The sequence below is a fragment of the Dyella lipolytica genome, from assembly GCF_030160075.1.
GTDB classification, from domain to species: Bacteria; Pseudomonadota; Gammaproteobacteria; order Xanthomonadales; family Rhodanobacteraceae; genus Dyella_B; species Dyella_B lipolytica.
Map to the genome: position 1 here is coordinate 1316660 of NZ_BSNQ01000003.1, position 20081 is coordinate 1336740.

The 20081-nt window shown below is 60.2% G+C and carries 12 protein-coding genes and 2 tRNA genes; 6 read left to right on the forward strand and 8 right to left on the reverse strand.

Annotated features, from left to right (window positions below):
• Positions 1-52: 52 nt before the first annotated feature.
• Entirely contained in the window at positions 53-2002 is a 1950-nt protein-coding gene (locus tag QQL64_RS07330) for an SUMF1/EgtB/PvdO family nonheme iron enzyme (RefSeq protein WP_284397637.1), read from the reverse strand.
• 106 nt (positions 2003-2108) lie between these two features.
• Here QQL64_RS07330 and QQL64_RS07335 point away from each other — a divergent pair, with 106 nt between their 5' ends.
• From QQL64_RS07335 to recD, 5 genes are all read left to right on the forward strand, one after another.
• The gene (locus tag QQL64_RS07335; protein WP_284397638.1) at positions 2109-3224 is read left to right on the forward strand and encodes a ribonuclease D; all 1116 of its coding nucleotides are present in this window, start codon (positions 2109-2111) and stop codon (positions 3222-3224) included.
• A 46-nt stretch (positions 3225-3270) separates the two neighbouring features.
• Positions 3271-3346: transfer RNA gene (locus QQL64_RS07340), tRNA-Ala, on the forward strand.
• Positions 3347-3508: 162 nt separating this feature from the next.
• Positions 3509-7006 carry an exodeoxyribonuclease V subunit gamma gene (recC, locus tag QQL64_RS07345; protein WP_284397641.1) on the forward strand — a complete coding sequence of 1166 codons (3498 nt, stop codon included), beginning with the start codon at positions 3509-3511 and terminating at the stop codon, positions 7004-7006.
• A complete protein-coding gene (gene recB / locus QQL64_RS07350; RefSeq protein WP_284397644.1) occupies positions 7003-10659 on the forward strand; it encodes an exodeoxyribonuclease V subunit beta in 3657 nt (1218 codons plus the stop codon). The genes recC and recB overlap by 4 nt, the downstream gene beginning before the upstream one ends.
• The gene (gene recD / locus QQL64_RS07355) at positions 10649-12625 is read left to right on the forward strand and encodes an exodeoxyribonuclease V subunit alpha (RefSeq protein WP_284397647.1); all 1977 of its coding nucleotides are present in this window, start codon (positions 10649-10651) and stop codon (positions 12623-12625) included. The genes recB and recD overlap by 11 nt, the downstream gene beginning before the upstream one ends.
• A 13-nt stretch (positions 12626-12638) precedes the next feature.
• Here recD and QQL64_RS07360 read toward each other — a convergent pair whose 3' ends face one another.
• Genes QQL64_RS07360 through pilV form a run of 5 tightly spaced genes read right to left on the reverse strand, consistent with a single transcriptional unit; the run spans position 12639 to position 17978 of the window.
• Complete coding sequence (locus QQL64_RS07360; RefSeq protein WP_284397650.1) at positions 12639-13058, reverse strand: type IV pilin protein; 420 nt, start codon at positions 13056-13058, stop codon at positions 12639-12641.
• 13 nt (positions 13059-13071) lie between these two features.
• Complete coding sequence (locus QQL64_RS07365) at positions 13072-15354, reverse strand: pilus assembly protein (RefSeq protein WP_284397653.1); 2283 nt, start codon at positions 15352-15354, stop codon at positions 13072-13074.
• Between the two features lie 16 nt (positions 15355-15370).
• Entirely contained in the window at positions 15371-16033 is a 663-nt protein-coding gene (locus QQL64_RS07370; protein WP_284397656.1) for a pilus assembly PilX family protein, read from the reverse strand.
• Between the two features lie 41 nt (positions 16034-16074).
• Positions 16075-17454: a PilW family protein gene (locus QQL64_RS07375; protein WP_284397658.1), complete on the reverse strand. Its 1380-nt coding sequence runs from the start codon at positions 17452-17454 to the stop codon at positions 16075-16077.
• On the reverse strand, positions 17451-17978 hold the full coding sequence (gene pilV / locus QQL64_RS07380) for a type IV pilus modification protein PilV (RefSeq protein ID WP_284397661.1): 528 nt from the start codon (positions 17976-17978) through the stop codon (positions 17451-17453). The genes QQL64_RS07375 and pilV overlap by 4 nt, the downstream gene beginning before the upstream one ends.
• Positions 17979-18190: 212 nt before the next feature.
• On the opposite strand from pilV, the gene QQL64_RS07385 reads away from it, so the two are divergent.
• Positions 18191-18266: transfer RNA gene (locus tag QQL64_RS07385), tRNA-Thr, on the forward strand.
• Between the two features lie 794 nt (positions 18267-19060).
• Here QQL64_RS07385 and QQL64_RS07390 read toward each other — a convergent pair.
• Together QQL64_RS07390 and QQL64_RS07395 are read right to left on the reverse strand one after the other, a co-directional pair.
• Positions 19061-19285, reverse strand: coding sequence for a hypothetical protein (locus tag QQL64_RS07390; RefSeq protein ID WP_284397664.1), 225 nt, complete (start codon positions 19283-19285; stop codon positions 19061-19063).
• A gap of 296 nt (positions 19286-19581) precedes the next feature.
• Positions 19582-19920 carry a hypothetical protein gene (locus QQL64_RS07395; protein WP_284397666.1) on the reverse strand — a complete coding sequence of 113 codons (339 nt, stop codon included), beginning with the start codon at positions 19918-19920 and terminating at the stop codon, positions 19582-19584.
• Positions 19921-20081 lie beyond the last annotated feature (161 nt).

Consider the following 20081-nt stretch of genomic DNA (forward strand, 5'->3'; position numbering starts at 1 on the left):
CAGGTTGAAAGCCGCCGCAAGGCGGCTTTCGTCGTTTTGGCGTTTGTGACGATCACAGCTCACGCAAAATGCGGAAGCCAACGCGGCCGCTACGCACGCTGGCATCGGCGCCCTGCCGGTACGCCGAGTTCACCTGCTCCGGCGAACTACCCCACGAGCCACCTCGCACCACGCGCGTCGAGCATCCGGGATTGACCCATGCGCTGCCGTCCACGGGTGCGCGAATGTAATTGTCGTGCCAGCAATCGGACATCCATTCCGAAACGTTGCCGTCGATGTCGTAAAGACCGAAGGGGTTGGGCGCGAAAGTCATTACCGGCGCAGGTCCCCAGTAGCCGTCGCCATAACCCTGGAAGGCGTGACTCCAGCGCCGCCCGCTGGGTGAACGATCGAGCGAGCCCGTGAGGTTTTCCACCTTGCTGCTTGGCGTGCTCTTGCCCCACCAATAACGCGTGGTGGTGCCGCCGCGCAGGGCGTACTCAAACTCCGACTCGCTGGGCAAACGGTACTTCTTGCCAGTGCGTTGGCTCAGCCATTGCACATAGGCATGGGCATCGTTCCAGGAGATGTTCACCACGGGCAAATTGTCCGCCGCGGAACGCCCTGCGTAATCGTCTTCCCAGGTGACGCTGCTGTCGTCGCGCATCACACCCGTGCGCTCGTCGTAGACACTGGCACCGCCGATGGTCACCGAGTCGGGCTTGTAACCGCTGGCGCGTACAAATTCGCGAAATTGGCCGACGGTGATATCAGCCTGCGACAGCGCGAACCCCTTGTCGAGGGACACCTGGTGCTGCGGCAGCTGCGCGTCACTGCGCCCGGGCTCGCCATCCGGCGCACCCATCATGAAGTTGCCGGTAGGAATCACCAGCATGGTGGGCGATTGCCCAGTCATATCAACGAAGCGATCAGTGAACACCTGTCCTGGCTTGTAGTTCGCATACAAGCTCGCGTTGGTTAGCCGCTCCTCGAATTCCGCGATGCCGGCCAGCTGGGGACTGATCGCCTGCGCCTGCCCAGCCAGCTGTTTAGCCAGGGGTATGTTGCCGGCATCCAGCGCCGAACGCGCCTGTGCCAGCACGCCTGTGGCACGTTGTTGACGAATACCATCGACCTGATTGCGTACGCTCTGCAACTGGGGGGAATCGGGCTGGATCGATTGTGCTTCGCCGATAGCTGTTTCTGCACCGGCAAAATCGTTTTGCGCGACGGCGGCCAGAGCGCGATCGAGCACCACTCGCTGCACCTGCAGCACGCCTTGCGCCGCGACGGCGTTTTCCGCATCCAGCTTCTGCACTAGTCGGTACAACGCCAACGCGTTGTCGTTCGCAGGCTGATCGGCATGCCCCTGTTGCAGCAGATCGGCGGCCTTGGCCAACATCGGGCGCACGGCTACCAGGGTCTTCATGTTCGCTTCAAGCGGCGCGACATCGCTCGCCGTATTGGGCATGGTCTTGAGATTGTCGAGCAGCGTCCCGGCCGATTCGGAATCGCCGATAGCGATGTCCTGGGTGATCTCGGCGATCAAGTGCGTGCGTACCTGATCCAGACCCTGCGCGGCGGCGCGGCTGTCCGGCTTGAGCTTGAGCGCCTGCGCATACAACGCAGCGGCACTGTTTTTGTCGCCGGCCACCTGACCCGCCAGGAATGCTTTGCTGGCGCGCTCGAGTAGTGCCCGCACCTCAGGTGTGTCGGCGCTCAGCTGCTCGGGCAACGGTGCGCTCTTGCGACTCAGGCGCGCCGCGATGACCGCCGTCGGCGCCAACGTCAGCGGCGGACCGGCGTTGAGTTCGTCTTGAGCGGTAGGCAGCACACTGCCGGCGCGCGCGGGCGCAGAAGGCGCAAAGCTGCCCGAACTCGGCGAACTCTGCCTCGCCACTTCCTCCGGGCTCACGTGAAAAACCTGCGGAAAGAAGTGATATGTGAGCCCGAACGCCAGCACGACCACACCGAGCGCCCCACCCAATGCGCGTTGACGACGTACGGTTTCCTTGCTCGGCATGGTGGGCGTTCCGTGGCTGGCCTGCTATGGTTCGCTGCTTACCATATGGCACTGCCGATGACGGGGCAATCACGAATCGCTTTCGCTGTCGCTCCAAGGAACATGCATGTCCCTCCCCGCACAGCCGCCCAAGGCGGACTGGATCGACCAACGCAGCGACCTTGAGCAGTGGCTGGCCGGACTTTCATCCAGCGCAGCCCTCGGTCTCGACACCGAATTCATGCGTCGCAATACCTTCTATCCCCAGTTAGCGCTGCTACAGCTGGGTTGGAACGGTCGCTATGCGCTGGTCGACCCGCTCGCCTTCGATATCGCCGATGCGTTGCAGCCTTTGAACCGTGGCGATGTCGTGACGCTGATGCATAGCGCGAGCGAAGATCTGGAGACACTTTCGCCGTGGCTGCCGGAAGGCCCGCGCATTCTGTTCGACACGCAGATTGCCGCAGCCTTCGTCGGCATGGGCCTGGGCATCAGCTATCGCGCCCTGGTCGCCGAGCTGGCGGGCATGGAACTCGACAAAGGCGAAACACGCTCCGACTGGATGCAGCGCCCACTCACCTCCTCGCAGAGTGCTTACGCGACACTGGATGTGGTGTACCTCGACACCATTCACCAACAACTCACCGAACGCCTTGCAGAGCGTGACCGCACCGCCTGGCACGCAGAAGACTGCGAACGGCTCAAACGCAAGAGCTGTCCGCGCGAAGGCGACCCGCAGCCGCAACTGGCGCTGCGCGGTGCGGCCGAATGGCCACGCGAACAACAGGCGCTGCTGCGCCGCATCCTGTTATGGCGCGATACCACCGCACGTCGAGTGGACCGGCCTCGCCCCTGGCTGCTGGAAGACGCGCTTACGCTTAGCTTCGCGCAACATCCCCCTAAAGGCCTCACTGAGCTCGAGCAACGCAGCAGCGGCCAGCGCGCCCTGCGCTCCGCGCAACGCGAAGAACTGTTTGAACTGCTGGCGACCGCCGCCAGCGACGAGGAAATCGCGGCAACCGCCCCTATTCCTTCCTACCCCCAAGGCAACGCCAAACAGGCCCTCGCTGCGATGAAACAGAGCGTCGACACGCTGGCCGAGGAACTCGATCTGCCCCCGGGTCTGCTTTGCCCACGCAAGGCGCTGGAAGAATACGTGGTAACCGCCCAGTGGCCGGAATCGCTGGAAGGCTGGCGGCGCAGCGTGCTGCACGACCGTCTGGCCAGCCTGCTACCCGGCTAAGGGCTTGGCGCAACGGGGGGCCACTGCTACCATTTGCAGCTCGCGTGGGGCGGTAGCTCAGCTGGGAGAGCGTCGCGTTCGCAATGCGAAGGTCGGGAGTTCGATCCTCCTCCGCTCCACCAATCCCATTCGACTCAAAAGCCCTGGAGCATTGCCCGGGGCTTTTTTGTATCCGCTCTCCTCACCGCGCGTCGCACATCCTGCGATGCGAATCGGGCAAACTTGCCCGAACTCCACCATCGAGTCGTGGATGCTCCCATGAATCCTTGCCAGCGCTGCCACCCGTGAGCACACCGGACATCGCGCCAAATAACATTCCGATCGAACCCGGCCTGATGGTGATCCACGGCAATCGTCAGGAAGACCTGCGCGACCTGCTGGTGGCCTGGTTGCAGCGCACGCCGCTGCAACCGTTGGAAAACGAAGTGATGCTGGTGCAGAGCAATGGCATCGCGCAATGGCTGAAGCTGGCGCTGGCTCGGCCGGTCGATGCCGGCGGCCTCGGTATCAGCGCTGCGGTAGATATGCAGTTGCCGGGACGGTTCCTGTGGCAAGCCTATCGCGCTGTGCTAGGCGAAGCAGCTGTGCCGGCGACGTCGCCCTTCGACAAGACGCGCCTGGTGTGGCGCTTGTTGCGCTTGTTGCCGCAACACCTCGACGAATCAACTTTTGCGCCGCTGCGCAGTTTACTTGGCGATCCCAGCGACTGGCGCCGACAGTATCGGCTCGCCATGCAGGTGGCCGACCTATTCGACCAGTACCAGGTTTTTCGCGCCGATTGGCTGGATGACTGGGAACACCGCAATGATGTTCTACGCGACAGCCTGCGCAACCGTGTAACGGAATTGCCCCCAGCACAGCGTTGGCAGCCGCGGCTGTGGCGGCTTTTGCTCGACGATGTTCCGCCGACGCAGCGCGACAACCACCGTGCCGCCGTGCATCGGCACTTTATGCAACGGATGCAATCGTCGGACGTCTCTTCGAATGCGCTGCCGCGGCGCATCGTGATGTTCGGCGTCACATCGCTGCCGCAGCAGGTGCTCGAAGCACTGACGGCGTTGGCACGCTATTGCCAAGTGTTACTGCTGGTGACCAATCCGTGTCGGCATTATTGGGCCGACATCATCGAGGATCGCGAGCTGCTGAAAGCCGAGCAGCGCCGTCACCCCGTCAAACCCGGCTCCTCACCGGAACCACGTTACGAAGATCTGCACCTCCATGCCAACCCGCTGCTGGCAGCCTGGGGCAAACAGGGGCGCGACTTTATCCGCCAGCTCGACGCTTTCGATCAGCCCGAGCGCTATCGCCATCATTTCGCATCCATCAAGCGCAGCCTCGATCTGTTCCAGGACATAGGCAACGGTTCATTGCTGCATCAAGTGCAGCAGGCGGTGCTGGATCTGGAGCCGCTTCCCGCCAACCCATCACTGCGCAAGCCACTACCCGCCACTGACCCATCGCTGCGCTTCCACATCGCCCACAGTCCGCAACGCGAAGTGGAAATTCTGCACGACCAGCTGCTCGATCTATTTGAGCGAGCCGCACGCGAAGGCCAGCCGCTAGCGCCGCGTGACGTGATGGTCATGGTGCCGCACATCCGTACGTATGCCCCGCATGTACAGGCTGTGTTCGGTCGCCTAGCTTCGGACGATTCGCGATACCTGCCCTACAGCGTGGCCGATCAACCGGGTCGCGGTACCTCGCCCCTGTTGGTGGCACTTGAGCATCTGCTCACCCTCACCGAATCGCGCTTCACCGCCAGCGACGTACTCGACCTGCTCGACGTTCCGTCATTGCGTCGCCGTTTTGGTATGGCCGAAGACGATCTGCCGACGATTCGCCGTTGGATCACACAGTCGGGCATCCGCTGGGGCCTGGATGGCGCACAGAAACAAACATTGGGGCTGCCGCCCGATGAGCAGAACAGCTGGCGCTTTGGTCTGCGCCGCATGTTGCTCGGATATGCGACCGGTGATGGACCCTCCCTGGACGACATTGCGCCGTATGCGGAAATAGGCGGCTTGGACGCCGCCTTGCTTGGCCCGCTCAGCCAGCTGCTGGAAACGCTGGAACATTACTGGCGACTGTTCGCATCGCCCGCCACACCCGCGCAATGGAGCGAGCGCCTGCGCCGCCTGCTGCGCGATTGTTTCGACGCACGCGGCGACGATGCCGACTTGCTGCGCATCGATCGGCTGGAAGACGCCCTGGATACCTGGCTCGACGCCTGCCAGGAAGCCGGCTTCGCGCAGGCCATCCCACTATCCATCGTCAGCGAGGACTGGTTGCAGTCCATCGACCAGAACCATCTGTCGCAGCGCTTCATGGGCGGTGCCGTGAACTTCGGCACCTTGCTGCCGATGCGCGCGATTCCCTTCCGCATGGTCTGCCTGCTGGGCATGAACGATGGCGACTACCCGCGCCGCATGTCGCCGTCCGACTTCGACCTGATGGCCCGAACCGGCGAGCACCGGCCCGGCGATCGATCGCGGCGCGAGGACGATCGCTACATGTTCCTCGAAGCCCTGCTTTCGGCGCGCGATGTGCTGCACATCAGTTGGGTTGGCCATAGCGTGCGGGATAACAGCGAGCTGCCGCCCTCCGTACTCGTCGGTCAGCTGCGCGATTACTTGGCAGCAGGTTGGCGAATGCCCGGCCACGCCGACGACGATGCGCCATCGCGCAAGCAACTGCTTGCATCCATCACCACCGTTCATCCGTTACAAGCGTTCAGTCCGCGCTACTTCACGGATGACACAGCATCGCCCCTGTTTACCTACGCTTCGGAATGGGCACACGCTCGCCGCGCCTTGCCACTAACAGCACCCATCCCGCTGGATTCCTGGCAAGCAGAGCCGGTCGTGGACATCAGTCAGTTACAGCGCTTCCTTGTCAGACCAGCAGCCAGTTTCTATGCCGAACGGCTGAAAGTACGCTTCGCCGAAGCCGATACCGGCCCCGACGATGACGAACCCTTCGCATTGGATCGGCTGGAAAACCACGCGGCAACCGACGCTCTGTTGCAATCTGCCTTGATGGCCAGCGAGGCCGACGCCATGCCCGCCCTTGCCGAAACTGCACAACGCTTGCGACAACAAGGTGTGCTGCCGGCAGGTGGATTCGGCGCGTTGGTGATGGATGACATGGGCAGCGATGTGCGGCGCATCCTCGATCGCTGGCATGCGTCCATCGCACACTGGTCACAACGAATAGACGCCAAGGAGTTACGTTACGAATACAAGGATCTGACTGTCGAGGGCTGGCTAGACGATCTCCGCACCGATCATGATGAAGGAGCGGTACGGCTATTGCCGATGGCTGGACATTTACGCCAAGGTAAAACACTCCGCTACGACCGGTTGATCTATCCATGGGTACTGCAGCTGCTGGCGAATGCAAACAACATCGCCGTATCCACGCGCTTATTTGCTGCCGATGCCACCGTCGTATTGAAAGCCTGTGCACACAAGGAAGCCATCGCACATCTCGATCAACTATTGAACGCTTGGCAGCACGGCATGCAAACGCCCTTGCCCATCGCACGCCGTACCGCCTACGCATGGCTGCTGGCCGAACGCGCTGAAAAAGTTCCCTACGATGCCGCACAGTCGTGTTACGACGGTAGCGATGCACCGATGGCTCCTGCCGGCGAAGTGCGCTACGAGCCCAGCCTGGCACGCACGTGGCAAAACTTCGCACAGCTCTACGCCGATGGCTTCGAGCGTTGGCTGCCGCTCTATCGTCCCTTGCTCGATGCCGCCGCGCTGGAAGGTGACGAATGAGCGACATGGCACCGCTCGATCCACTACGGCTGCCGCTGCAAGGCATTCGCCTGATCGAAGCAAGCGCGGGTACCGGCAAGACCTGGACACTCGCCGCGTTGTATTTGCGGCTGGTGCTGGGTCACGGCGGTCAACCAGCGCAACTGCCGGCACAGATTCTGGTCGTGACATTCACGCGTGCCGCTACCGCCGAACTGCGTGAGCGTATCCGTGAACGTCTCGCTACGGCAGCTGCAGCATTCCGCTCCCAGCAGGAGCCCGATGATTTTCTGCGGGATCTGATCGCCGAATACCCAGATCCCGACAAGCGTGCAGCGGCGGCGCGCCGACTGGATTTAGCCGCACAATGGATGGACGAGGCTGCTGTCTACACCATCCACGGCTGGTGCCAGCGCATGCTGGCCCAGCACGCGTTTGAGGGCAGCGAATCGACCGAAGCGGTCGCAGACGAGAATGCGCGCCTCGGTGAAGCCGTGCGCGATTATTGGCGTCGTTTCTATGCCGGCCTCGATCACGAGAATGCTGCGTGCGTTGCCACGCAATGGCGCGATCCGCAAACACTGCAGCGCATCGCAAGGCCTTTGTTGCGCCAGGCTGCTCATCATCTTCGCGTCGACGGGCTGCCCTTGCCCGCTGTGGATAACCTGGCGAAAGCATTACATCATCGTGAGGCTCCCCGGCGCGAGGCGGAGCAAATCGCTCGCGCGCTATGGGCAGCCGACACGGCAGCCATCGAGCAAATGTTATGCACCGCAGTGCAAACCCGCGCGCTGAAGAACAACATCTACAAGCCCGATAATATCGATCGCGAATTGGCTGTTCTCCGCGAATGGTGCCAGGGCGTAGAAGCGGATATGGCGCTACTCGCACGCTATACGCAGGCAAAACTGGATGCCTCGACCAGCAAGGCAGGTACGCGCCCCACTCATCCGGCCTTTGTCGCTATCCAGAACCTGCTTGACGCCTGGAACAGCGAGCCTCCGCTTGCGCCCTTGCTGCTCGCACACGCCATGCCGTGGATCGCCGCGCGCATCGAACAGATTCGCGAGCGCCAGGCTATACCCGGCTTTGACGATATGCTGCGTCAACTCGATGCGGCACTGAACAGCCCGCGAGGCGCACAACTCGCAGAAACGATCGCCACTCAGTATCCCGTGGCGCTGATCGATGAGTTTCAAGATACCGATCCGCTGCAGTGGCGTATCTTCCAGCGCATCTACGCTCATCGCGTTGAAACGGGGCTGCTGCTGATCGGGGATCCCAAACAAGCGATCTATGGCTTTCGCGGCGCCGACATCCACACCTATCTGAGTGCGCGCGACCAGGCACAAGCACCGACCTGGACGTTGACCGCAAACTACCGCTCCACACCCGAGCTGGTCGCGTCGATGAATCGCGTATTCCAATACGCCGACCGTCATTCGTTCGGCGCCTTCGCGTTCGGTCACGGGGCACATGGTTTGCCATTCATACCTGTGCAAGCAAAGGGTTTGAAGAAATCATTGCACTATGACGGTCAGCCGATGCCGTCCATGCAGTTCGACGTGTTATCCGGCGACAAGGCCATCGCCACCGGTGCCTACATCGAAGCAGCGGCCTCACATGCGGCGGCTCGCATTGTCGACATGCTCGACGCAGCGCAATCCGGGCGCTGTGCTTTTGTCGACGACCGCGGCGAGTCATCAGCGCTGCGCCCCCGCGATATCGCGGTACTCGTCCGCAATGGTCGCGAAGCCGGCGCCGTACGCATGGCACTGCGGCAACGCGGCGTAGCCAGCGTGTACGTCTCGGAACGCGATTCGGTGTACGCCACCGCCGAAGCACCCGATGTACTGCTATGGCTGCACGCTTGCGCCATGCCTGCCTCCGACCGCGCCATGCGCGCGGCACTGGCCAGCATCACCATGGATCGCAGCCTGTCCGAACTGGATCGGCTCAATCACGACGAAATCTACTGGGAGCAGTGCGGCGAGCAATTCCGCACGCTGCAGACCATCTGGCAGCGCCACGGTGTGTTGGCCATGCTGCACAACCTGCTTCACACCTTCGACCTGCCCGCGCACTTGCTGGCCAAACCGCACGGCGAACGCGCCTTGACCAACGTGCAACACCTAGCCGAACTGTTGCAACACGCCGCGACCAGCCTTGATGGCGAACATGCCTTGATTCGCTTTTTCACCATGCAGATCGATCATGCGAATGAGCGCGACACGGAAGCAGCCGAAGAGCATATCGTGCGACTGGAAAGCGAAGCCGATCTGGTAAAGGTGATCACGATCCATAAAGCGAAAGGTCTGCAATACCCGGTCGTCATGCTGCCCTTCGTGTGCCGTTTCCAGGAGTCGCCCAAGAGCAGCCCGCAGCCCTGGCACGACGACCAGGGGCAAGCGTGGATCGATCTTCAGCCGAACGAAGAGGCTCAAGCGCGCATCGAGCGAGAACGCCTGCAGGAGGACCTTCGCCTTTTGTATGTGGCATTGACGCGCGCCGAACACGCCTGCTGGTTGGGCGTTGCTGCCGTCATGGATGGTCGTACCAAGGCACCACTTCTTCACCGCTCGGCGTTCGGATATGTGCTTTCCGGTGGTGAATCCATCGAGCCCGACGATCTGGTGTCACGTGTACAGGAAGTTTGCGGTCATTCGCGCGATATGCAGGTCAATACCATTACCGACGCTGCGAGTACACGCCTCTATCGCGGAATACACCGCCCTGAAGCGCTACGCCCTGCACGTATCTATCAACTTGCCCAACCCGAATCCTGGTGGATCGCCAGTTACAGTTCACTTACCCATGGCACCGGCGAAACGATACGTCAGGTTGCCCCTGACACGGCAACGCAGGATGTGCTTGCCGAAGCGGCGCGCGAATCCACGGAGCGAGCGGTCGCCGACAACGATCAGGGCATTCACGCCTTTCCGCGCGGTGCCGAACCCGGCACTTTTCTGCACGACTTGCTTGAATGGGCAGCGGAAACCGGCTTGGCGTCCGTAGCCGTGGACACCGCTGCGCTTGAACAGCAGATCGCACGCCGCTGCCAGCGACGCGGCTGGCAAGCGTGGATTATACCGCTGACGCACTGGCTGCCTGAGCTATTGCAAACGCCGCTCGCGCTTCCCGGCGGCGGTACCTTGGCGCTCGCGAGTTTGCGCGACCGCCGCAGCTATCAGGCAGAGCTGGAATTCTGGTTCGAAGCAAACCAGGTCGATACCCAGCGCCTGGACGAACTGATAAGCCGCCACACCCTGGATGGCGAACCTCGCGCGCCGCTTCCGCATAACCGCATCAATGGCATGCTCAAGGGCTTTATCGATCTGATCGTGGAGAAGGACGGCCGCTATTACGTTATCGATTACAAATCCAATTGGCTAGGCGACACGACTAGCGCTTATACGCCCGCCGCCATGCGCGATGCCACGCTACAGGCTCGTTACGACCTGCAGTACGCGATTTATACGCTTGCCCTGCATCGCCAGCTTCGCGCTCGCCTTTCTGGCTACAACTACGAGCGCCATATGGGCGGTGTGCTCTATCTCTATCTGCGCGGTATCGATCACGCGGGGCATGGCGTACATAAGGAACGCTTGCCTTTCACTTTGATCGACGCGATGGATCGCCTGTTCGCACAGGGAGCGCATGCTCATGTCGCATGACGCCATGCTTGCAATGCTTGCCGATGCGATTGCACAGCGCCTGCTGCGCCCGCTCGATCTGGCCTTTGCACGTTTTATCGGCGAATGCGATCCCCAGGCCGAGCCGCATCTGCTGCTGATGGCCGCGTTGACAAGCAGACAACTGGGGGACGGCCACCCCTGCCTGGACTTGCAAGCACTGGATGCATTGGCGGAAGAACAGGGGTGGCCGAACGCATGGCTCGATCTTCTAGACACATCGCCACCGCCTGCCTCACGTTTATTGGCGGGAGCTGACGGGCTTCCCACCCAAGCGCCGCTCGTACTGGATCGGCATCGTCTTTACCTGCGTCGGTATTGGCAATACGAATGCGGAGTGGCGCAGGGAATTATCGAGCGGCTCGATAAAGCTCCTTCTCACGCTGAAGATCTGAGCGATGAACTCAGGCGTCTGTTTCCGCCGTCGACAAACGCCACGCTTGACTGGCCGCGTATCGCCTGCGCGCTCGCGGCACGCAGCGCTTTCAGTGTTATCACCGGCGGGCCAGGTACTGGTAAAACCACCACGGTGGTGCGCTTGCTTGGCTTGCTGCAAACATTGCATCTACGCATGCAGACTGCGCAGCCATTGCGCATGCGTCTAGCCGCACCGACGGGCAAGGCCGCCGCACGGCTTAGTGCATCCATCGCAAAACAGATCGAACGGCTGGATGTAACGGAAAACGTGCGTGCGACTATTCCACTTGAGGTTGAAACGCTGCACCGCTTGCTTGGAGCAAGGCCGGACAGCCGGCGCTTTGCGCACGACCGCCAGCATCCTCTGCATCTCGACGTCTTGGTGATCGACGAAGCCTCGATGATCGACCTGGAAATGATGGCCGCCGTCCTAGAAACCCTGCCGCCGCATGCGCGCCTGATCTTGCTTGGCGACAAAGACCAGCTGTCATCCGTCGAAGCCGGTGCCGTACTGGGCGATCTCGGTCGACGTGCCGAACAGGGTCACTACAACCCGACTACGGCCTCTTGGCTGCAGACAGCGAGCGGCGATGATGTCAGTGCATTCATCCAAGCCGATGCAATGCCTCTCGATCAGCACATCGCGATGTTGCGCAGCAGCCATCGTTTTGGCGCCACCAGCGGTATTGGCCGTCTCGCCGCTGCTGTGAATACGGGGCATGCAGCCGACGTCAATGCATTGCTCAATACACGATCCACCGATATAGCGTGGATCCCCGCTGGCGTATCAGATCCGTCTTTTGCTTCCATCATGTTGAACGGCGATGCCGATCGTTTCGAAACGGCTTCGTCAGGCGACGCACCGCAAGGTTTCCGGTTCTATCTCGAACAGTTGCGGCAACTGCGCCCCGCTATGGATGCCAGCGACGCAGCGTATCGAAGCTGGGCGCAGAACGTGTTGGAAGCCTTCAATCATTTTCAAGTGCTGTGCGCCGTTCGGCACGGCCCTTCCGGCACCGAAAAGCTCAATCGGGATATCGCCGCAAAACTGCTTGCCGCTGGATGGATCGAAACCGACCGCGGTTGGTACGAAGGCCGACCGGTGATGATGACGCGTAACGACTACAGCCTCGGCTTGATGAACGGCGACGTCGGCATCGCCTTGCGCATGCGCGGACCGGATGGCGAGCTGCGCCTTTATACCGTCTTTCCGATGACGCGTGAGTCCCTCTTCGCGAGAACAGAAGACAGCGACGCACCGGTTCGTTGCGTATTGCCCTCGCGACTCCCCGATGTGGAAACCGTCTTCGCCATGACCGTGCACAAATCGCAGGGCTCCGAATTCGAGCACACGGCACTGGTGCTGCCCGAAGATCCATCTTTGATTCTTACGCGAGAACTGCTCTATACCGGCATTACGCGTGCGCGTCGATGGCTGAGTCTGTTCGGCACCCAGGCGAGCATCGAACAAGCACTTGCGCAGCGCACGCGGCGCTACTCGGGTTTGGCCGAGCGACTAGCCCTGATGTAAGCCCGCAAATGGCTCACCAACAGCGCCCGTTGGCGTTTGCAACCTCATCGTTCCGTTCCGGTGTCTTATTGCCTTTATTGTCGATGGACAAACTACCGCATACATCGGCCGCTTGACTGTTGATGGGCATCGCCGTCACCACATAGGCCTGTGCTGTCGTGCCGCTCACCGCGAGCGCTACTTCGTAGTAGGCATGCGGCGATATTCCGGGATTGTCATAGCCGAATTTGCTCAGATCGTCCGTATACCGATTGTACGTCGCGTACCAACGCTCCTCGGCGTGCGCAATCGTCATCAGCATCCGATGCGCGTCAGCACGATGCGCACGAAGGGCATAGCGACCATAAGAAGCGGTTGCAAGCGCTGCCAAAACAGCAACGATGCCCGTGACAATAATCAGTTCAAGCAAAGTAAAACCACGCGAGCGGTCCATCGCCTATCTCCTTTCAAGGTCCCTGGGTTAACACCGACCACGAACGACGCCGCCATAGCGGGCTTCCGAACGAAAGCGGCAGATCAAGATTGCCCTTCTTGCCTTTCAAGCTGACGCCAGGCAGAAGCAATTTGCCGCCGCCCATGATCGTTGCCACGGGCAGCATATGGGCGCCGGGTGCCTGATTGATGACCGCACCGGCATACGCAATACCTCCGAATGACGCCACCGCACTGCCGGGACCGCCGGTGAGCGCATCGACCGCCATCACCGCACCTCCCGCTTTCGCGTGAACAGCGTTGCCGTCTGGGATCAACGTGCTGACAAGGACCGTGTTTGTATTGAACAGTGCAGAGGGCGTAACCACGACACGCTCTCCGGCCGTCACATTGAGGTCGAAATACCACCCATCTGCCTTCGATGGCACAGGATGCGAGCTAAGGTTGCGCAGCGTGGCGCCCGCATTGGGATCGGATGGATCGGTAACCACCGTCTGACTCAATGTCTGCGCTTGCAAGTTGCTACGCGTTACGGTGATCGGTTTTCCGTTGTGGTCGACCTTATCGCGAATACCGTATACCGATTGCGTTGGCACACCAACGGTCGTGTTGTCGCCGCCGCCCAGATACTTGCCCGTGCCGAAGACGACGATAAAGCGGTGGGTGATCGGATCTGGAAACAGACGCGGCATCGTTGTAATGGGCTGAGCCCCTTGCACCGCCGGACGATAGGCCAGAGTGACTGTCCAGTGCAGCGGGTTCGGCGCAGATAAATCGAAGCGCCACAGGTTGCCCGCGAGATCCCCAGCGAAAGCCACGTCATCGATCTGATCGTTGTTGTAGGCGCCAAGTACCGGTGAGGACAAGCCATAGCTGGTCGCGCCGTCGATAGTGGTGGGCGTCTTGAGCTCGGCCATCACTTCCCCGGTCTGCGCATCAAGAACAAACAGCGCGCTGTAATCCGCTGGGGGAGTTCCGTTAGCCACCTTGCAGTTGGTTGGCTTATCAGGCTGACTGCAATCCGCGAAATAGCCGCTTGGGATCAACACGGCCCACCGGCCGTTTGCCAGACGAGCTATCGCGGGCTGCCCATAAGTGAATCCAAGATCGGCTGGATCGTAAGCGCCGCCTGAGGCGGACGTTCCAGACGCGGCGTCCGCATCGAACTCCCACAACACGGTTCGTTCCGGAAAAACCTCGCTCGGTGCAGTCGGATGTGTAATGTCCAGCGCATACACACCGCGACCGCCCAGTCGCAAACCGCCGACCAGGATGGTGTGCCATGTGCGATCGCCACGTTCGCTAAAATACACATCGCGCGTGACCGGCGTGGCATCGACCGTCGGAGCCCACCGAAAGTCATGAAGACTGGTGAGGTTGCCTAAATACCCATAGGTGGCGCGCGGGACGTAGGCCCACAATTCTTTCCCTGCATCGGCGTCTGCCACGTAATGAGAGCAATTACCGTTCGAATCAAACATTGTACAGTTGGGAACTGGGGCATTGAATGCGTGCAGCATGCCGTCGTTCGCGCCCACATAAACCGTTGGCGGACGATTGGCGTTTGCCGCGACGAACGTGTCATAGCCCTGTGCATCCGGCGCCATCTCTGGCGCTGGCACGGAAACGCCGCGGATCGTCGTCGGCCACGCATCGGTGTAGTTTCCAGTGGGATAAGCCACATAAACCGTCTGCGCATCGACAATGGCGCCAAGCAGACTTTGGCGTGTGCGCATGACGCCTGCGGCCTCCTCACTGCGAACACCTCGCAGATAATCCACGCGCGCAGCCATTGTGTCGTTGACGGTATCTTGGGGCACCGGCGTCATTAGGCCCTCTGTTTCGCTGGCATCAAAACGGGAGTTCGACTCGAACGCCATGCCGGTCACGGCGCCGGTGCTGTCTGTGCCCGCCGTAAGAATCGTTCGGCGCCCTGGAGGCGTTGCAGAAGCGTCTGTGAGAATGATGCTCGCATCCCATACGACATCCGAAAGGGTTCCATCGGCATTCAGCGGCACCGCACGCAATATGCCCGACCAATTTCTCGGATCGTAACCTCCTTCAAAGGTTAGCGAACCTGTAGTCAGCACATTGGCGTTCAAACCAAGAACGGTTAGCGTCGGCGCGCTTTGCGCGTGATCGAGTGGCATTGGGCTGAGCTCTACCGTGCCGGGAAGCCGTGTCTCTGCGGCTTCGACGTTGAGGCTAAGCGATGCACCGAAATACACCAATGCTATCGATAGCCAGGCGAGCGCACCTCCAGATAAGCGTATTACGCCGATGGATGACGTCGACATAAACAAGAACCCCATTTCAGCGGCTGGCAGGCGCATCGAACGTGCTTTGTACGATGGCTACTACATTAGGATTTCCACCTGTAGCGCGCGCAGTGATGCGATAGACATGAATATCAAGCTGATTCGGCCCACTGTTGTTGGGGCCGGTATTTCCCGACTCATGCGGCCCGCTGGTACCTGGCGGTCGTTCGCTGCCTAGATCCTCGATGATGTAGACCGGATTCCTGGCCAACGCTGCCGTTGATTGCACCGCACTATGGATGTAACCGCTATGCGTCGGGCCGGTATAAGTCACGCCCACACCTGGTATCCAGCCTTGGGCAGTCTGGAATGTCGTGACGGCACCGTTCGCCCTGTACAACGCACCGAGCGGACGATAGATCACGCAACCATCATCCTTGGAAATACCGCCATCAAGGCAATGGAGATAAGTACCCGGATGGCTGGCAATGGACCACAACTTATATTCGGCCCCGCGCAACGCCGTCTCCGCACTCATCCGTGCCTGCTGCGCATTGCGCAAGCTGCCGGCCATGCGTTCCTGCAACAAGGAATGTTCGCAGGCACTCAGTGCGATCATGGTGACCAGCAACAGGAAGATCAGCGCGATTACCAACGCAAAGCCGTGTTGGCGTGACGTCTTTCCCCACGAAGACGGCATCCGGCGATTTTTTTGCATGTCGACATCCCTGCGACTGATGAATGGAAAGGTGTGGCGTACTAAGGATTGAAGTTGCGCACAGCAACGACCGCCGTGAATTCGCGCCGGAGCATAGGCAGCGGAAACCCTTGCTGCACCGGCGTCACTTTACGATCTCCCGCCGTCGGTGATTCGGGCACGGGACTGCGATTCGGTGGACTATCTGCGGTATAGGTGTATGCCAGCTCATCCGGTGTCAACGAATACAGCGGCTGCTGTCCATCCAGCAACAGATCGATTTCGATCAAGCTGACCGAGCGCCAAAGACAACCGTGGTCGTCGCTACCCTGTATCGGCATCGGCACCGGCGGGCAATCCGCGCGTGTACTGTTATCGACCTGCGACGCCGTGTAATAACGCACCCTGCCACTGGCGAGTTGCACACCGTATTTGAAATCGAGTCGCTCCACGCCACGGGCAATTTCCTCCGCCGATCCGCCACGTACAGCCGTGTTGCCTCCGTTGACTCTGCGTTTGAGCGCACCGGTGGTATGTCCCATCCCGTCCCCGTTATCGACCACTTGGAGGTAATAAGTAACCGTCTGAAAATCACGGCTCACATCGAATAATTTCGGTGCGACTAAGTTCTGCAAAACGGCAGGCTGAACAAAGTTGTTGCCGGTAGAGGTCAATTGCGGAGAGCCCTGCCCCGATACCTCAAAGATCTGAGCATTGGAACAATCGGCCAGCATCGCCAACGGATCACCGGGCTGAAAGTCTGCGACTGCGGGTTTGCTCGATTTGGAATCCAGCCTGACAGTCAACGTGCCGTCTATATTGTTGACGAGCGTACTGCCTGCCGCGCTGCCGTCCGGCGCAATCGTCCAGCCGCCCGATGGGTTCAGATAGCGCACCGTAATCACGGATGCCCCTAGTACGCGGTTTCCCACTGTCGTCCCCATGGCGGGAATGCTGAATCCACGAGGGTTTCGCTTATTACTGGGATCCATAGGTGTGCAATCGTTTGTCGTGCAGTCGTAGCCGCGCATCGCGAAGAACGATGGCAATGAATAAGGTTCGGTCGGTGCCGGCGGATATGGGCTACCCCATGGCGTCGTCACATCGCTCAATGCCTTAATAAGAGCACTGGCATCGCTCGCGTACACAGTGGGTGCGCGCAAGCCATCTAGATAAGGGGTGGCCGTGCTGGGCTGTGCATTGCCGCCGGTATTGGTGCAGTACTGACCGCCGCTCATAGCCAGGTCGTTCTTGATCTGCGTGATGGCAAAGCGCCCTTCCTCCTGTAGGCGTGCCAGCTGGGTCTGTGCCTGGTCGCTTTTCGATACGGAGGTGAACACGCTGATGACACCCGCACTTACCAGTAGGCCCAATACCATGGCGATCATTAACTCAATCAATGAAAGGCCGCGCTGACGAATCCCGCCGAAGTGACCATTCATGGCTGAAACTCCCACGCAAAGGTCTGCGGTGGTTGATCGTTCCCGGTGAAATCCGTAGCCCCGTTTCCAAGTTCCGTCCACGCGACCGTCATCTTGCATGTGCCGCCATACGGGGGACGCAAAGCCAGCTGGTCAGCCGTCGGGGCAACCGCCACGCCCGCTTTATTGCATGCAATAGACGCCGCGACGCCCGCCGGCAGGAAGGTGACCAACTGGCTGCTCCAGGCACCTTGATCGTGCAACGCCAGTTGCTGCGGTGTGCAGCCAGCGGCGCAATCCTGCGTCTTCCCGTTCGGGTAGGTGCCGTCATAGTCGCCGCGCCACACGCCGATAGAGTTGGCCTGCATGCGATCGGCCATGCTCTGCGCGAGAAATGTGACCTGTGTGCGCAAATACGCCGCATGGTTGGAACGCGCCGACATCATCAGCAAACCGGCCACACCGACCAGACCGATGCTGAAGATCAATACGGCAATCAACACTTCAATCAGCGTGACGCCCCGCTGATGCGAAAGACACTGCATGGACGACATTCCTTGTTATCCCGGAAACGCTGGCCTCTGAACTGGGCAGCGCCAGATACCCCACGACCCACGTTACGACCCGGTTGTCAGATCGCAAACGCCGCGACCAGCCGCCGCCGCATCAGATAATGCCGATGCGTGCCCTCGCTCAAATCCGACCCACCGCCAGCACCTTGCGGCCCGTTGGGTAGCCCCTTAAACTATGCGGCTTCGCCGGAATAGCTCAGTTGGTAGAGCGGCGCATTCGTAATGCGTAGGTCGTAGGTTCGATTCCTATTTCCGGCACCACTTACCCGTTTCATACCGTCCAACGACGTCCCATGAAACCACTGAAACCCGCCATATGGCGGGTTTTTTTGTGCCATATCGAGGCTTAGGCCAGACCTAGCGCAATTGCGGAGCCGCCGGCCGACGCAGACATGTAGGGTGAAGGCACGACTCCCCTGTTCGCGCCGGGCGGATAGGCAGCGGATATCGGTGCCTCCATGGCAGCGTTCGGGTCCGGCGGCTCCGGCGTGAGGAATATCCTCATGCACGGTCAATGTGGCGTGAAAAGCGGGGTATATCTCGAAAGCTCAGAGAACGTGGGCATGGCGAGATAGCGCAGCATGCAGTAGCCGCGTGGTCACCACGATCTGAGCGGTTCGCAAGAACTCAATCCGCGCGCCATCCGTACCACATCGCGCGCGAGTGACTTTGGCAGACGACGTTTCGCTCTGGCGAAATGTTGCGCAACAAAAACCCCGCGCTTGGCGGGGTCTTCTTAGAATCTAAGCCGGTTCGGCTTCTTCAGCGTCAAGGCGATCCCGATAAGTCGCTTCGGCTTCCTGATACAACCCCGACCAGGGATCCAGGACATACCCGTCAAGAGGTTCCTGAGACACACGCCGCATGTCATGGCGTTGTTCCGCACTCGCAAATGGCGCATCAAGGGTCGTCGGATCCATATGCACTCCTCAGTTGTTCGTCGCGGGAAGTTCAGCCTATAGGGCGACTTGTTCGCGTTCGGTTAAAGGAGTCAGCGGTTTCGGCAAACGCGAAATTTATGCCTCGTGATTGCCCGCTTACATGCAGATAGGGAATCAAGCCTCAGAGTCGTCATCGGGCTCCATGTCGAGCTCACGATAATAGGCATCGATCAACTCTTTCGCGCGCGCCTCCCAGGTTGATGCGCCGGCTCCATCGATGTGCAGACCTTCGGTGCGATCCGGGAAAAATATCTCCCCGACATGATCGTCATTCCCTATGTTGTACCGATGGGCATAGCTGATGCCACGATAGTCGCCTCGAACAACATCAGAAGTCATCGCTATTTTCCTTTGTGCTGTCCCATGATCCCGTGGGTCACTGCGCAGGATCGGGGTGTTTTGGAGTACATACCAAAGCCACTATATATCAATCGATATCAATCACTTGAGATGCACTTACGGCGCCTATTTTCGCATCATGAAAATCAAGGGCGTGCAGCGGCCTCGGCCTCGCGGGCCCTTTTCATTTTTTGCGTCCGATCACTGTCGGATCCTTCGCTGCGAGACCCAAATGCAAAAGGCCTCCCATGCACGCATGGGAGGCCTGAGGCTTACATGATCGAACTTGCTCGGGATCAGTGCTTCTGTTTGTAGATCTTGCGGCTGTTGCGGTTTTCGGAGCGGTTGAGGTTGCGCTGTTCCTGCTTGGTCAGATGACCACCATGCTTGGCTTCGTCCACGCTTTCACGGCGAGCGATATTGGCGTCGCGCGTTTCGTCACGTGCGGCCTGTCCCTGGGTCATGGTGCCGTTCTTCAGGCCGTTATTGATGCGGTCCTGCTGGTTTTCCAGGCGGTTGTTCACTTCGTTGACGCGGGGATGGCCGGGAACATCGGTTTGCGCCATCGCCGAGCCGGAGGCGAGCGCGGCACCGATCACGAGGCCGATAACGGTTAATGTCGACTTTGCATTCATGGCGGTTCCTTGGTCTGTTAGCGGACGTTATGTGTTGGAATCTGCCGCCTCGCCGTTGTCGGAGAAAGCGGCATGCATGCGTCGAGTGGGGTCATCAGTTGTTGTGAACGCTACCGATGGTGTCTCCTCCAGCATCCTGCTTCCATCGCGTGCCCCTCACG

Coding starts and splice junctions, on each gene's coding strand:
- pilV (WP_284397661.1), bottom strand. CDS start 17,978: ATGCAGTGTCTTTCGCATCAGCGGGGCGTCACGCTGATTGAAGTGTTG.
- QQL64_RS07360 (WP_284397650.1), bottom strand. CDS start 13,058: ATGGACCGCTCGCGTGGTTTTACTTTGCTTGAACTGATTATTGTCACG.
- QQL64_RS07330 (WP_284397637.1), bottom strand. CDS start 2,002: ATGCCGAGCAAGGAAACCGTACGTCGTCAACGCGCATTGGGTGGGGCG.
- recD (WP_284397647.1), top strand. CDS start 10,649: ATGTCGCATGACGCCATGCTTGCAATGCTTGCCGATGCGATTGCACAG.
- QQL64_RS07370 (WP_284397656.1), bottom strand. CDS start 16,033: ATGCAAAAAAATCGCCGGATGCCGTCTTCGTGGGGAAAGACGTCACGC.
- QQL64_RS07390 (WP_284397664.1), bottom strand. CDS start 19,285: ATGACTTCTGATGTTGTTCGAGGCGACTATCGTGGCATCAGCTATGCC.
- QQL64_RS07335 (WP_284397638.1), top strand. CDS start 2,109: ATGTCCCTCCCCGCACAGCCGCCCAAGGCGGACTGGATCGACCAACGC.
- QQL64_RS07395 (WP_284397666.1), bottom strand. CDS start 19,920: ATGAATGCAAAGTCGACATTAACCGTTATCGGCCTCGTGATCGGTGCC.
- QQL64_RS07365 (WP_284397653.1), bottom strand. CDS start 15,354: ATGTCGACGTCATCCATCGGCGTAATACGCTTATCTGGAGGTGCGCTC.
- QQL64_RS07375 (WP_284397658.1), bottom strand. CDS start 17,454: ATGAATGGTCACTTCGGCGGGATTCGTCAGCGCGGCCTTTCATTGATT.
- recB (WP_284397644.1), top strand. CDS start 7,003: ATGAGCGACATGGCACCGCTCGATCCACTACGGCTGCCGCTGCAAGGC.